This window comes from Salinispira sp., from assembly GCF_059431795.1.
In genome coordinates this window covers 1-13,264 of the sequence record NZ_JBXWXS010000012.1, presented here as the reverse complement: position 1 = coordinate 13,264, position 13,264 = coordinate 1, and the positions used below count along the sequence as shown (strand labels likewise).

Below are 13,264 nucleotides of genomic sequence, written 5' to 3'. Positions count from 1 at the left end.
CGATGCCACAGAACAGGGGGATTTATGAATTACCTTGCAGTTTCCCGGGAACAGGAGATACGGCATACCCGGCTTATGAGCCGGGCCGAAAAGAACTGCGGATCCGCCTACGATGACCGTACAAGCTGGCTGATGGCCTGCATGGCGGAACTTGCCTATGTTCGGTTTAACCCGGGGCTTCTTGCCCACCCATTAAGTGAGGAACTGGTCTCCCGGCTTGAGGGCAGGGTGAAGAAGATGAACCGGACGAAGTTTCAAAAATTTCTTCAGAAGCAGAATTATGACCACCGGGAGCAGGAGGCCCTCCTTGGAGAAAGCCTTGAGAAACTGAATTTTACCCTGGAGGAAACCTTTGATAATGAAGGGGTCCAGGCATTTCTTGCCCGTTCCAATGATCGACTTGTCCTAAGCTTTCGGGGTACTGAATTGGATATTTTCAGAGACATAAAGCGGAATCTCCGGGTTTCTGATATGCACAGAGAAGGGACGACCCGCTTACATCGGGGCTTTCTCGAAGGGGTTCAGGCCGTACAATATGAAATAGAAATGAAACTGGCCGCCCAACACAATAGGGATGTGCCGCTGTTTATTACCGGTCACAGTCAGGGAGGAGCCTTGGCAGCCATTGCAGCGGGTCGGATTCACCATGAGGGGGGCATTGCCGCCTGTTACAGCTTTGGTGCGCCCCGGTTCTCCAACATGTTCTGGACCCGGTATCTGAAAACGCCCCTGTACCGGGTGGTGAATGCCGCAGATGCGGTGCCCCTCCTGCCTCCCCGCCGTGAGATTGTGTTTATTCTGGCCTGGTTTCTTAAGCTCATACCTGCGTCCGGGGATGACCTGCATGAGAAGCTGATTTCAGCCCTGGGTCAGTATTCCCATGTGGGAGATATGCGGTATCTGAGCAATTGTCCCGCAGGTGAATACGACGGGGTGCAGCTGCTGTACCATACCAGTACGTTGTATCGGGTAAAGGCGTTTTTCATTATGCGAAGTTCGCCCAAGGTTTTCGTACGAGATCATTCCATCCGGATTTACCGGGAGAAGCTATTCGTTATTGCAGAACAGGCAGCATCTGCCGGTGCAGCTTCCTGAGCAACTGCCAGGCTAATAGGTGTTAGTGATTAAAGTTTTCCAGGCGGATATGTTGCTCTGTCACACCCTGTTCAATGACCTTGCTTTTCAAGGATTCAACGAAGTTCTCCGACCCGCCGATAAAACACCTCAGGTTTTCCAGTTTTGTTCCACTCCCTTCGCCTTGTGTGTTCCGGGCAATAAGCTGACCAAGAGTTTCGGGAATATGTTTCCGTTGGATGTAATGTACAGAGCGGTTTTCCGGATCACGGCGAAGCGATTCATCTATATCTGAGGTATACAAATAATTCCGCCCCACATACATGAGTGACCATGGGTTCTCCAGCCCGGCCTGATCAATGTGGCGAATGAGACTGCGGAAGGGGGTTATACCGATGCCGCCTGCAATAAACAGAAGGCGGTCGCCTGAGCGGATGTGATCCAGGGTAAACTCTCCCTTGATTCGGAACAGCCGAAGTTCATCACCCACCTTTGCTTGGGCAAAACGCCTTTTAAAGGGAGTGCGGGAACCGAGATCCATGCTGAACACCAGCTCCCCGTCATCGGGGGTGGAGGCGATGGACATGTGGCGCACCATCCCTTCACCCAGTCCGCCTCCCGGCGCCATAAGATGCACGTACTGGCCGGGCACAAAATGAAAACCTGCAGGGATTTTCAATCGATAGCTGTAGGTATTATCAAACTCCCGGGTGATGCTTTCTATATTGCCCCGAAGCATGTTGAAAAAGGGTTTATTAAATCCGGGGGTGAGCTCAAGGCCTGTTGAATTTTGAAGCTTTATCATAATCACATTCCATTGTATCTAAGCTGATATTCCACCGCTGAGCGGGATGTCCTGTCAGCGGGCTATGTTGAGTAGAATAGTCAAAAAATAGCTATCAGTAAAGAGGCTTGACAAAACATAACCTGTTATATATAAATATAACAGGTTATATAAAATGAAAGAACAAATAGAATATCAGCGCAGCATTTTCGGCCATCTGTTCAGAACCGCCAACATCCTGCAGATTTTTCTGGATCGGGGGTTGGAGGGGGAAGATGTCACTTCCAAGCAGCTGTTCCTGATGATTGTGGTGGGCAGTTTCGGAGAGAACGAGCCCACTGTTACTCAGGCGGCAGAGAAAGCCGGAAGTTCGTATCAGAATGTGAAGAAACTCGCTCTTCACCTGGAACAGAATGGATATCTGCGTATCGTCAGCGATGAGGACGATAAACGAGCGAAGCGATTGGTCATGACCGAGCGGGCCAGAGGCTTCTGGGAACGGAGGGATCAGCAGGATGCCCGGAACTTCATGGAGTTGTTCCAGGACTTCCAGTTCAACGAACTAGAAAAGTTTAACGAGTACCTGCTGCGTCTTGAAGCACGAATAGAAAAATCAATAAGGAAGGAACAATGAAACTCACACCCCTGAGCATCGTATTGATAATCCTGCTGGCGGCAGCGGGATTCATCCTGATCTGGAAACAGTTGAACGGTCTCACAACGGCCTATAGCCGGCAGGTGAATGAATCTCTCTCTTCGCTTGCCGAGACTGAGCAGGAGATCACCCGCTCCGACCTGGATGGACTGCCGCCGGCCCTGCAGAGGTTTTTTAGCTATACGGGGGTTGTGGGAACCCCCCGGGTTCGCCACTTCTCTGTGGATTTCAGCGGGAGCATGCGGATGGAAGAGGACGGCGCGTGGCTTCCCATTCGGGCACAACAGCACTCTTTCATCGGTGAGGGGCGCCGCCTGTTTCTCATGAAGATGAAGTACCGGGGGTTACCCATGGTGGGGTATCATCATTATTCACCCGGGGATGCTTACATGACCATCCGCATTATGGATCTATTCACCGTGGTGCACAATCAGGATGAATATATGATCAAAGGGGAAACGGTTACCTGGTTCAACGATCTGTGCATTATGGCTCCGGGGGCTCTGCTGGATGCGGAAGTGACGTGGGAGGAGATCGATGCAAATCATGTGAGAGGCCGTCTCACACGCAACGGTGTAACCGTGGAAGCAGTGCTAAGCATTGATGACGAGGGGCGCCTGGTGGATTTTGTTTCCGGTGACCGCTACGCCGCCCGCAACGATGGAAGCTATGACAATGTGCCCTGGTCAACTCCCATGCACGGTTTTGAAGAGGTGAACGGCGTTAACCTCTCAACCGAAGGATATGGAGTCTGGCATTATCCGGACCGGAAGTACGAATACATCAAACTGAAAATTGAGAATGTGGTGATCAATCCTGCGAAGTAGTAGAATGTTCTCTCAGCCCCGGCTTATCCATGTTTGGGTCCGGCTCATCCATATTTTGGCCCGGCTCAACCTTGTTTTGGCCAGGCTCATCCATGGCAAACAGGAGCACTGCGGCGGATACAACCCCCACAGATGCTGCGGCCAGCGGGGCGGCCGGGAGACTTACTGCAGCGGCAATTGAGCCTGCGATAAGCGGTCCGGTAAGTCTGCTGGTGTCGGTGACAAAACGCCATATGCCAAGGAATTCGGCTGCGGCCTTTTTCGGGGCAAGATCTGAGCTGATAGTCATGTTAATACCGCTGCCCAGCCCGTTAGAAAGACTCATAAGGAGGTAGACCCCTGCCAGCGCTGCCGGGGTGAGGGCAAGGGGCATGAGAGCCATGCTGAGCGCAAACCCCAGAGTGCAGGGGACTGCCGCCCATTTACGGCCCGCTCTATCCAGGGTTATACCTGCGGGAACCACCATGGCGGTTTCCACCATTCCTCCGGCACTGGTGAAAGCTCCGATTAAAAGAGCGGACATGCCGATGCTGTCTGCCCAGAGGGGGAATATCAAATTACGGGATATCCGCAGTAACTGAAGACCGCTGATGCCGATCATGGCCGCAAAAATATTCCGTCCGTTAGTTGAGAATGTTTCCTTCAGCACCGAAGCGGCGTGAACCTGTCCGACGGCCATGTAGCTTCCGTCCTTCATCATTACCAGAAGAAGTACCATAGCTCCAGAAAAAAGGAGCGCTTGAACGCCGTACAACACGCGAAACCCGAGAAACTGGATAATCAATCCTCCCAGCGCAGGTGTGGCGATGCGGGCAACCCTCATGATTCCCCCCATGTAGGCTAAGGTCCTTCCGCGGTAGCGGCGGGGAATGTTTTTCCTGATATATGCCAGCCTGCCGATTCCCCATGCGGACACACACATTCCCATGAAAATACCGATCACCAGCAGCTGCCACGGCCGGGTTGCCGAAGCCTTGAAGACCCCGGTGAGAACCAGCCCGGCAAGCGCAGCAATCATGAAGGGCTTCTCACGGATCTTTCCTCCGATCCAGCCAGCGGGGAGATCGAAAATGAGGCTGCCGATACCATTTCCTGCGGCAATAAGCCCAATCATCGCAACCCCGGCACCCAGATCCCGGGACCACAGTACATTGAATGACATGGTGAGAGAGGCCCCCAGCTGAACCAAAAGACTGGGGAGGTAAATGGCCAAACTGGTTCTGATGATTTCCCGGTTTTTCATGCAGCACGAGTATAGCGTGTTTGGCAGGTGCTGGACAGACGCTCCCTGTCTCAATTGCAGCTGACAAGTGCAGCTGAATCAAAGTAGAAGAGAACGTCTGCATATCCAAACGGAGGCTGTCTGAGCGTGCTTCCTGCTGTTCAACACGGGCGAATATGAAGTTTCTCTTGCCCTGAATGTTCATTCCTCGGTATTATGCAGTTTATGCAGCACTGTAAAATTTCATCCCAGGGATTCCCGTACTTCGGCCACATTCTCATGCGACGGAGAAATCGTATCTTCGCCTTCACATCTACTCTTGCCCTGCTTTTCTTATTGAGTTCATGTTCACAACCCCTGTCCTGGCCACAAGGGCCTCTGTATGAAGAAGAAATGTTAGATGAACTATCCGGCCAGCTGGAAGCGTTAATAGCAGAGAAGCCAGCATACAGAGCCCCTGGGCGCGTACCTTCCCAAAACAATTACCCTGAGAATCGGGAGCAAGCAATCCGCGCGATTCGAGGGCATTACGGCCACTTCGATGTTGTGGCATATGATGACCGATCAACGAACACGCCCATGAGCAGTTTTATCGTATCCTACGGATACACCGATTTTATTCCCCAATCGGATGGAGGTGAAACCCGGCTCACACAGACAAACCGGTTTTTGTTCGCAGACTATATATTGAATCAGAAGGGAGTGGAAACGTTCTTTGACCCTTCCGCCGTTCAGGCCATCAAACCCCGGGCATCTGAAGTTGAGCTGTATTATCAAGACGGGTTGTGGAGAATGTACCGACCCGAGACTCCGGTACTCCTGGGAGTACGGGGCGATCCTGACATATCCCTTGAAGAGAATATTCGAGCGGCCCGGGCTGCGGGCATGGGTAATGAACGGCTTTTTCCCGATGATGACGGGGATGGAAAGCCCGGTGTGACGGTGAAGCTGAAAATCGCCGGCTTTATTAATGGAGAGCTGTACATCGCACGTCGGGAAATCTACCGTAACCATCTTACCCTCCAGCCCGGAGGCATTATCTCTGGTCATGTGGAAGACCTGTCGGAGCAATATGTCATAGATGCGAACATGAGAATTCTGCGCCAGCAGTCCGAAAGCCTTCAATACGGCGGTCCGGGTTTGAACCCCATCTACCTTATTCCGCTGCATAGAAATATCAACAGTGCAGAGCAGCTGCTTGAGATCAGGGACCGGATATTTCCCCCGTTACCTGAGTTTGTGAACGAATAACGATACTACATTGCGCCTGAGGGCGACTGGAGGATTCCCTGGAACGGATCGGGAACGGGCTTACAAGCCCTGAGCAGGTGAAAAACCTGTGGTCAAAAACATATAATACAGATGGTAAACCGGATTGGTCCCATATTTTTCCATATTATGATGACCGCATTGTCTTTCAGGATTCCATCCAGCGGGTGGAAGGTATAGATGAGTTTAAAGCCCTGTGCAACCGGCTCACAAAGCGCTGTAAGGAACTGAAAATGAACATTATTACCGTGGTAATGGGCGGGAATGAGGTCTTTCTCCAGTGGGAGATGACCATGATGTTCAAGAAGTTTCCCAGCTCCACCCTATACGGGACAACCAAGCTCAGCCTGAACGATGAAGGACACATTGTTCATCAGCGGGACTATTACGATTTATGGGGAGATATTTTTGATAATATCCCATGGATGCATCATAGATACCGCCGCTTTATGCGGAAAAAATTCGGTTGATTACGGGGATACTGAATGTTTCCATACATTAAAGAATACAACATAGCCGATATGAAGGAAGTTATCGCCAACGGTAAGCGCAAACCCATGGAAAGTACCAGGTCCATGAGCGGCCGGTTGTGCATTATTACCGGGGCAACCTCCGGGGTTGGTAAGGAAGCTGCCAGGAGGCTGTACAGCTACGGCGCGGACCTGATCCTTGTAAACAGAAATGACCGGAAATCCGAATTGCTCATTGATGAACTTCAGGCTGAGAATCCTGAAGGAGGCTTCATCCGCCATATTCGGGCAGATCTTTCCCTTCTGGAAGAAACGCAACATGCGCTCATCCAAATCCTTCAGCTTTTGGATGAAATCAAGCGTCCGTTGGATGTATTAATTAATAATGCCGGCATTCATATGACCCGGCGTGAACTAAGCATCGAAGGACATGAAAAGGTGTTCGCCGTAAACCATTTATCTCCCTTCCTGATCACCCGCAGCCTGCTTCCCGTATTCCACAAGCAGAACGGCGGAAGAATTATCCAGGTCAACTCCCAGGGACACAGGTTCTCCGGTCTGCGCCTGGATGACCTTGACTGGAAAAAGCGTCCCTACATCGGATTGCGGGGTTACGGTGCGGCCAAAACCGCCCAGCTCCTGTGCTGCTGGGAAACTGCCGATGCCCTCGCTGCTGCAGGGTCCGGGGTGAGCATCAACGCCATGCATCCTGGAGCAGTTCGCTCATCGGTGGGTATGAATAATGGAAGGATCTACCGCTGGTTCCAGGAACGCTTCATACAACCCGGTCTGGATGATCCGGAAATTTCAGGAATTGCGATCCACTGGCTTGCATCCGACCCCTTGCTGGAAGGCGTATCGGGACGCTACTTTAATCTCACCACCGAAGAGAAACCGGCTCCCCATGCCCTGGACAGGGAAGTGGGCGGGAAAATCTATCGTATCAGCATGGAGATCACCGACGCCTTTGTTCCTCGCGCTGACTATTGAAACCACATTGCAATGGGTGCGACATGAGGCTTGTACACCATCAAAAAAAATACCGCCAGCAGGGGAATAACTCCCGCAAGGGACACCCATAGGCGCAATTTCAGAATTGCCATAACGTTTCCCGGAAGATGTGATGCATCTGGATCGGTCATTTCCAGCCGTTTTCTCAGTGTGTATTGGGTGGGAATATCACTCATAATCCACACCATGCCGGAAAACATAAACAACACAAAAGATAGTGAAAGCCAGCCTATCTCCCACATATTGCCCATGAGTACACTAAGCATAATTCCGCTGAGGACGGAGAGAATTATCAGCACGGCGGAAAAACGGGCGTCAAGCCATGAGACTGTACGGTAGGTATGCATGATTATATCTTTCCTGCGGGTGGCAAGACTTTTTATTTCCCATACCATCCCGATGACGGCGTTGGCGAAGAAAAGGGTGCTTGCAACGATATGGACAAACAGAATGTGCCGGTACATGGCCGGTCTATACAAAAAGGTTTGCAGTTCACCGGGAAAGAGAAGGGCCGCAACAATCATGCCGGACATGAGGGTGAGTAGTGATGCAAGAATGATTTTGGTGTTCACAATACCTCCGTGGAGGATCTGTTCACCGCCGATGGTTAGCCCAGGTCGGGCGTCCTGAATATACCCGGTACGCACAGATCCTATAAACATACGATACCCGGGGAATAGTCCTCCGCGTGTACTACTCTAGCCGATCATAAAAAAATCGGCTGGGTGAATCAGCAGATTCGGATGCCCAAAATTCAACCTGGATTTCATCTTCTGAAACCCTGGCAAGAAAGGGATTTTTGAACGCATTTCCCGCGGAATCGTATACAGAGTAGGTGACGGAATTATCTGTATTCACCGTCCATTCCCCGGTAAAAGAATCTTCAATACCGGCAGACCATCCGGTAATGCTGAAATCGGAATGGAATTGAATCTGATCATTCGCAGGACCGGGCCGGTAATGCCACACCCCCACAATAGGATGGACTTCCTTTTCAGCGCTCTTTTTTGCACCACAACCGGAGGCAAATATGACCAGACTGCAGACAAACGCTAACAGCAATAATTTGGAAGATATGTTCACATCAACCTCCTTCAAATAAATTTCCCTAAGTCCATGCCCTGAGTAGCGGGGATATTATCGGATTTTGTGAAATAACACTATCAGATTGTCCAAATTTACTCCAGCCCCAGAAGAAATACCGGACACCCGGACATGGTAGAACGGTTTCTATTCAAAATGAAGGGTATGTGTTGTGACTATGACGAGGGGTGAACCAGTACAATATTGCCAAACTTCTGTCCGCTCTCTGCATAGCGGTGGGCATCTGACGCCAGTTCAAGAGGAAACTCCCGGTCTATAACGGTTTGCACAGTTCCCGCCTTCAGCATGGAGGAAAGTGCTGCCAGCTCGTCGCTGCTTTGAGAGGAGCTGCTGATGCTGATTTTCCTTCTCATCAAGAGTCGTACCCATGGAGCTGCTAAAAGGTGGCGGGCTGTGGCAAAGGCAGGTATATATGCACCGCCGGGACGGATAAGCGTGAGCACCTCGGCCAGGGGGGATTTTGAAACTACATCTATTACCCCGTCAAATCGGCCTCCTGAGACATCCAGGGCATGGGAGAGGGGAGCTCTTCGGTAATCTAAAGTTTGATCTGCCCCCAGCTCCTTGAGTTTGGTCAGTTTCTCGCCGCTGTCCACAGCTGTTACTTCAGCGCCCCTGTATCTTGCGATTTGCAATGCCATGGTGCCGATACTTCCCCCTGCGCCGATGATGAGGAGCTTTGATCCGGAACCGATTCCGCAGGTATTCAGGTAATGGATCGCTTCCATTCCCGCAGTGGGGGATGCTGCAGCCTGGGCGAAGGTGACTCCTTCGGGTATGACTGCCTGGATACCTGACATGTCTCCGGGCACTTCTTTCAGGCAGATGTATTCGCCGTTGGCGGAGAAGGAGAAACCGGTGGTGCCGAAGATTGTGTCTCCTGTTTTCCATGTGCGCACCGCCGTGCCTGTTTTTTCCACGGTGCCGGCGAACTCCTGACCCAGGATCTGTATACGCTTCGGGCGTTTCCAGCCGTTGTACAGGCGCACAGGAAGAGAGAGCATGAGGGGCAGCTTCGCCCTTCGCATTTCGCAGTCTCCGGCTGTTACGGTGGAGTAGTGTATGCGCAGGAGTATTTCATTATCTCCAAGTTCCGGGACGGGTACATCATCACACTGCAGCACAGCGGGATTGCCGTACGCCGTCCATCGTATCGCTTTCATGGAGTCTCCTTGTGAAGCTAAGTATGATGCAGGAAAGGAGAAAATGGTACTGGTAAATATTACGTGGTGACAACGGACGGCTAGGGATATTCACAGATGAAACAGCGAATTCATTCGGACATATTAGAGAATTCATCAATTGGAATGTAATAGGGAATGGGTTAGCTAAGGTTCAATACCGGCTGGTCGAACAGCCGGCCGGAATAATCAAGCTGCTCAGGATTCTCCGAAAATTTGCCTTCTTGCTGCTTCCTGTTCGGCAACGGTATAGTCTCTTTGAGCAATCTGAAATAAAACACTCAAGCCGTAGCCGAAATTCATAGATTTGCCATAGTCTGCCGATCCAACAATGGAAACAGGGCTGTAACTTACAAAGGGTTGTAATGCCATTATAAAGCCGGATGAGAATTTTATATCGAAGTCGGTAGCGATGAAACCTCCGAAGAACATATCAATAAATGAAAGAGCGCCAGATTCATATGATTCTACCATGTAAAGGCGGGCTTTTATCGAAGGACCGGCTAATAATGCTATGGAAAGCGAATCAGATTGGTGAAAGATGTAGCCGAATCCAAATATCAAGCTAGCGTCAAATTTAACATTATACTCGCTTAGATTATATTCATCCTCTGTGTCATCATCTATCTTACTATAGCTTCCACCAAGAGCGTATCCAAGATGAGAAGACATGGTCATTGTGAAATTTGATGGATAACGTGTAATCATATTGTATACAAACGTAGGAGAGAATGTGCTAAGACTGCCTTTCCAGATACCACCATTGTCCAGGTCATAAGAGTAGGCGCTTGTATTAAAGATTCCACCAGAACCAAGGCGTTGATATGCTGTATACAATACTTCAGAATTATCCTCTGCCATGAGATTGGTGGAAAGTGAAAAAAGAATAAGTACGATGACTAAGATGGAAAAGGGCTTTTTCATTTTTAACTCCATTATAGGAAGATAACATCTTATATAAATTATCGTTGCCTTTGTAAATAGATATTAGGCAGTTTCTGTGAGTCTCCGTGCCCATCCGTGGTTAAATTTTGAACACACATAGATTAAGAAAGACATCTGGAAGATATCTTTGTATACTATCCGTGAAAATCGATTTCAATTCGAATCTAAAGAGGGTAGATAGTGAATCTTTATTTTAGACTTATTGCTACTGTGCTGCGCTTCATATTCGGGAAGAAACAGGACATGTCTACCCCCACGCATACCCGCTTTCGGGCATATCTGCGTGACGTTGATTTTAATCTTCATGTGAATAATGCCCGGTATTTGTCTTTTATGGATCTTTCGCGCCTGGATTATTTAGGCAGGTCTGGCCTGCTGGGGCTGGTAGTCCGCCATCGACTCAACCCCATTGTAGCCGCCATCGACATCAAATTCATTAAAGAAATCAAGCCCTTTGAGGCCATTGAAATTATCACCCAGCTGGACCATTACGACCATAAATACTTTTACATCACCCAAACATTCCAGGGGAATCATGATCGTCCCTTCGCCGTGGCCAAGGTGCGTGGTATTTTTGTGAACTCTAAGGGCAAGGTACCCCCGGAAGATGTTATGCGTCTATCCGGTCAGGAGATCCGAAGTGAGCTGTATGTGGATAAGGACGATTCTTCCGCTATTGAAAACTGGCGCACCATTCGCAAGTAGGCTCAGGAAATGCAGGAGAACCTGGCGGCGTACAAACAAGTTTTACCCGGGGTTATGACGAATTCCAGCACATACACTATAGCCTTGGGCAATGGAATCACATGCTGCCGTTGGTCTTGTCTGCCGTACGAATGTTCACAGATGGAATCACATGCTGCCGTGTATATGGAAGTATCTATGAGCAGACAGTCCAACGGTCTTTTGAATATACCCATAGCCCACACAGAAGGAATGGAGCAATGAATCAATCAGAACATACTGCCGGGGCAATTTTCCGGATTCAAGCACTCCTTGAAACTGAACGCAGAAAATATGAAAAGGCCGCTCAACCCTTCGGGGAAGATTGGACCCCTTCTGTTCAGGATACACTCAACGACATGATTCTTGAGTGGAACCTGCCCTCAGTCATTCAGGAGTTTCTGGATGAAGTTATGGCTCTCAATCCCGCTTCTTCCCAGGCCGTTCTCGACTATGCGTACAGCCGTACCCACACAATGGAAGAGCAGGACGCTGCTTCTCCGGAGCCGCAGGAGGGGGATCCATCTGTGCAAGCACTTTCCCGCAGACTCTATGTATGGTATGTGGCCCGTGAAAAAATTATTCGGGCTATTGAATCCACAGACTAAGGCTCATATAGGGCGACGCATCACCGAATATCTGCATACGCTAGTGAAGATCTGAAGGCAGCACAATATTTGGGTATATTGCTGTTTCAACGGGCACAGTCATGAGAAACAATCCGGGCCGGAATATTTTGTTCGGTCGACTATGATCTAAATCCGGCATAGATACAAATAACAGCATGCAAGCCTGGAACACAACTATGATTGCCTTCAAGCGATCGCACGACGGTAACTGAGAATTACAACCGTCTGTGGTATGGTGATGAGCTAAAGTGCTTTATATGTTTATATATTTTCTATGGTTATATATAGAGAGAGAAGTTCAACATTGGCTATTTTCAATAGCGCTGTTATTCATGGATCGCTTAATGGAGTTCTCCAAAGAGGAACTGTTGCAGGGGTGGCTGTGAAAATCGCCGTACTCCTGGGCACTACACTTTGTATGACTATGCAGACTTTTTTGATTGTAAAATCACTCAATGTAAATGAATATGGAATTAGTTCTGTACAGGGGGAAGTGTGGGCATAAGAGACCTGTTAAGCCGGTTCTGGAAAGGCGGTAGCTGGACCGATCTCATGGCTGAAGCTGGTAATCGACCGGAACGGGTAGTTCGCGCATACTATTTGCTCCAAAGGCATGGCATAGCTGTTCGCTATCGGGTAATTGGAACCGGAGGGGGGCCTGGTACTCCTTTGGGGTCCATGGCTCAGACCATAAAGATCGAAGTTCATCATGAGGACGAGCAGCGTGCCCGTGAGATTATCAGATCAATTGTAGATTAAACCTGTTTCCTAGGCGATTCCGCTCATTTTCTGGATTAGGGACAGAATTCCCTGAAAGACCTGATCCAGCAGATTCATGCGGATGCCTAGTATCAGCAAAATAATCAAGATTAAAGATCCCCGGCCGTTGCTGAGATTAATTTTAGGAAATAGAAACGGCCAGATACGAGAACCGTCCAGCGGAGGGATGGGGAGCAGATTAATCAATGCGAGAATGCCATTTGCATAAGCTGCCAGGAAGATTACCAATGAGAGGGTATCATTGACCCCGGGGGTCAGGCGAAAAAGTACTATGAAAAGCAGCATCAGTAAGATATTTGAAAAAGGTCCTGCAAGGGAAGTAATCAGAAAGTCACGCCGGGGATTTTTGAAATTATAGATGTTAACAGGCACAGGCCGCGCCCATCCGAATCCCAGAAAAAGGATGAGAATGGTTCCCAAGGGTGATAAGTGGGCAAACGGGTTGAGACTGAGCCGACCCTGTGAGCGGGCATAGCTGTCGCCCAGCAGATGAGCACTGAATGCATGGGCAAATTCATGCACCGTCAAGCCGATAATAAATCCTGGGAGGACCACCCAGCTTTGGGACAGATTAAATATCAAATGTGTTC

Annotated in this window: 16 protein-coding genes; 9 read left to right on the top strand and 7 right to left on the bottom strand. The window is 49.6% G+C overall.

Annotated elements, in window-relative coordinates; all coding sequences use genetic code 11:
- Positions 1-24: 24 nt before the first annotated feature.
- Positions 25-1,095 (top strand): lipase family protein, encoded by a 1,071-nt coding sequence (locus AC52PS_RS03615; protein ID WP_495561673.1) that lies wholly within the window; start codon positions 25-27, stop codon positions 1,093-1,095.
- Between the two features lie 22 nt (positions 1,096-1,117).
- Here the strand turns inward: AC52PS_RS03615 and AC52PS_RS03610 are convergent, their stop codons facing one another.
- Positions 1,118-1,879 carry a ferredoxin--NADP reductase gene (locus tag AC52PS_RS03610; protein ID WP_495561672.1) on the bottom strand — a complete coding sequence of 254 codons (762 nt, stop codon included), beginning with the start codon at positions 1,877-1,879 and terminating at the stop codon, positions 1,118-1,120.
- A gap of 154 nt (positions 1,880-2,033) precedes the next feature.
- Between AC52PS_RS03610 and AC52PS_RS03605 the strand changes: the two genes are divergently transcribed.
- A complete protein-coding gene (locus AC52PS_RS03605) occupies positions 2,034-2,492 on the top strand; it encodes a MarR family winged helix-turn-helix transcriptional regulator (RefSeq protein WP_495561671.1) in 459 nt (152 codons plus the stop codon).
- Entirely contained in the window at positions 2,489-3,340 is an 852-nt protein-coding gene (locus AC52PS_RS03600) for a DUF6544 family protein (protein WP_495561670.1), read from the top strand. The genes AC52PS_RS03605 and AC52PS_RS03600 overlap by 4 nt, the downstream gene beginning before the upstream one ends.
- Here the strand turns inward: AC52PS_RS03600 and AC52PS_RS03595 are convergent.
- Positions 3,324-4,583: an MFS transporter gene (locus AC52PS_RS03595; protein ID WP_495561669.1), complete on the bottom strand. Its 1,260-nt coding sequence runs from the start codon at positions 4,581-4,583 to the stop codon at positions 3,324-3,326. The two genes, AC52PS_RS03600 and AC52PS_RS03595, sit on opposite strands and share 17 nt — an antisense overlap.
- A 372-nt stretch (positions 4,584-4,955) precedes the next feature.
- Here AC52PS_RS03595 and AC52PS_RS03590 point away from each other — a divergent pair, with 372 nt between their 5' ends.
- The 3 genes from AC52PS_RS03590 to AC52PS_RS03580 all read left to right on the top strand — a co-directional run bounded on the left by AC52PS_RS03590 (position 4,956) and on the right by AC52PS_RS03580 (position 7,291).
- On the top strand, positions 4,956-5,813 hold the full coding sequence (locus AC52PS_RS03590) for a hypothetical protein (protein WP_495561668.1): 858 nt from the start codon (positions 4,956-4,958) through the stop codon (positions 5,811-5,813).
- A 77-nt stretch (positions 5,814-5,890) separates the two neighbouring features.
- On the top strand, positions 5,891-6,301 hold the full coding sequence (locus AC52PS_RS03585) for a nuclear transport factor 2 family protein (protein ID WP_495561667.1): 411 nt from the start codon (positions 5,891-5,893) through the stop codon (positions 6,299-6,301).
- 15 nt (positions 6,302-6,316) lie between these two features.
- Positions 6,317-7,291 carry an SDR family NAD(P)-dependent oxidoreductase gene (locus tag AC52PS_RS03580; RefSeq protein ID WP_495561666.1) on the top strand — a complete coding sequence of 325 codons (975 nt, stop codon included), beginning with the start codon at positions 6,317-6,319 and terminating at the stop codon, positions 7,289-7,291.
- Here AC52PS_RS03580 and AC52PS_RS03575 read toward each other — a convergent pair.
- From AC52PS_RS03575 to AC52PS_RS03560, 4 genes are all read right to left on the bottom strand, one after another.
- On the bottom strand, positions 7,285-7,974 hold the full coding sequence (locus AC52PS_RS03575) for a DUF2269 family protein (RefSeq protein WP_495561665.1): 690 nt from the start codon (positions 7,972-7,974) through the stop codon (positions 7,285-7,287). The genes AC52PS_RS03580 and AC52PS_RS03575 overlap by 7 nt on opposite strands.
- Before the next feature lie 31 nt (positions 7,975-8,005).
- Positions 8,006-8,395 carry a hypothetical protein gene (locus AC52PS_RS03570; protein WP_495561664.1) on the bottom strand — a complete coding sequence of 130 codons (390 nt, stop codon included), beginning with the start codon at positions 8,393-8,395 and terminating at the stop codon, positions 8,006-8,008.
- Positions 8,396-8,571: 176 nt separating this feature from the next.
- Positions 8,572-9,579: an NAD(P)-dependent alcohol dehydrogenase gene (locus AC52PS_RS03565; protein WP_495561663.1), complete on the bottom strand. Its 1,008-nt coding sequence runs from the start codon at positions 9,577-9,579 to the stop codon at positions 8,572-8,574.
- 216 nt (positions 9,580-9,795) lie between these two features.
- The gene (locus AC52PS_RS03560; RefSeq protein ID WP_495561662.1) at positions 9,796-10,533 is read right to left on the bottom strand and encodes a hypothetical protein; all 738 of its coding nucleotides are present in this window, start codon (positions 10,531-10,533) and stop codon (positions 9,796-9,798) included.
- 252 nt (positions 10,534-10,785) lie between these two features.
- Here AC52PS_RS03560 and AC52PS_RS03555 point away from each other — a divergent pair, with 252 nt between their 5' ends.
- From AC52PS_RS03555 to AC52PS_RS03545, 3 genes are all read left to right on the top strand, one after another.
- On the top strand, positions 10,786-11,247 hold the full coding sequence (locus tag AC52PS_RS03555; RefSeq protein ID WP_495561661.1) for a thioesterase family protein: 462 nt from the start codon (positions 10,786-10,788) through the stop codon (positions 11,245-11,247).
- A 239-nt stretch (positions 11,248-11,486) separates the two neighbouring features.
- Positions 11,487-11,873 carry a hypothetical protein gene (locus AC52PS_RS03550; RefSeq protein ID WP_495561660.1) on the top strand — a complete coding sequence of 129 codons (387 nt, stop codon included), beginning with the start codon at positions 11,487-11,489 and terminating at the stop codon, positions 11,871-11,873.
- Positions 11,874-12,389: 516 nt separating this feature from the next.
- On the top strand, positions 12,390-12,653 hold the full coding sequence (locus tag AC52PS_RS03545) for a hypothetical protein (RefSeq protein ID WP_495561659.1): 264 nt from the start codon (positions 12,390-12,392) through the stop codon (positions 12,651-12,653).
- A gap of 9 nt (positions 12,654-12,662) precedes the next feature.
- Here AC52PS_RS03545 and AC52PS_RS03540 read toward each other — a convergent pair.
- Positions 12,663-13,264: site-2 protease family protein (locus AC52PS_RS03540; protein ID WP_495561658.1), on the bottom strand; the 602-nt coding region annotated here is incomplete at its 5' end.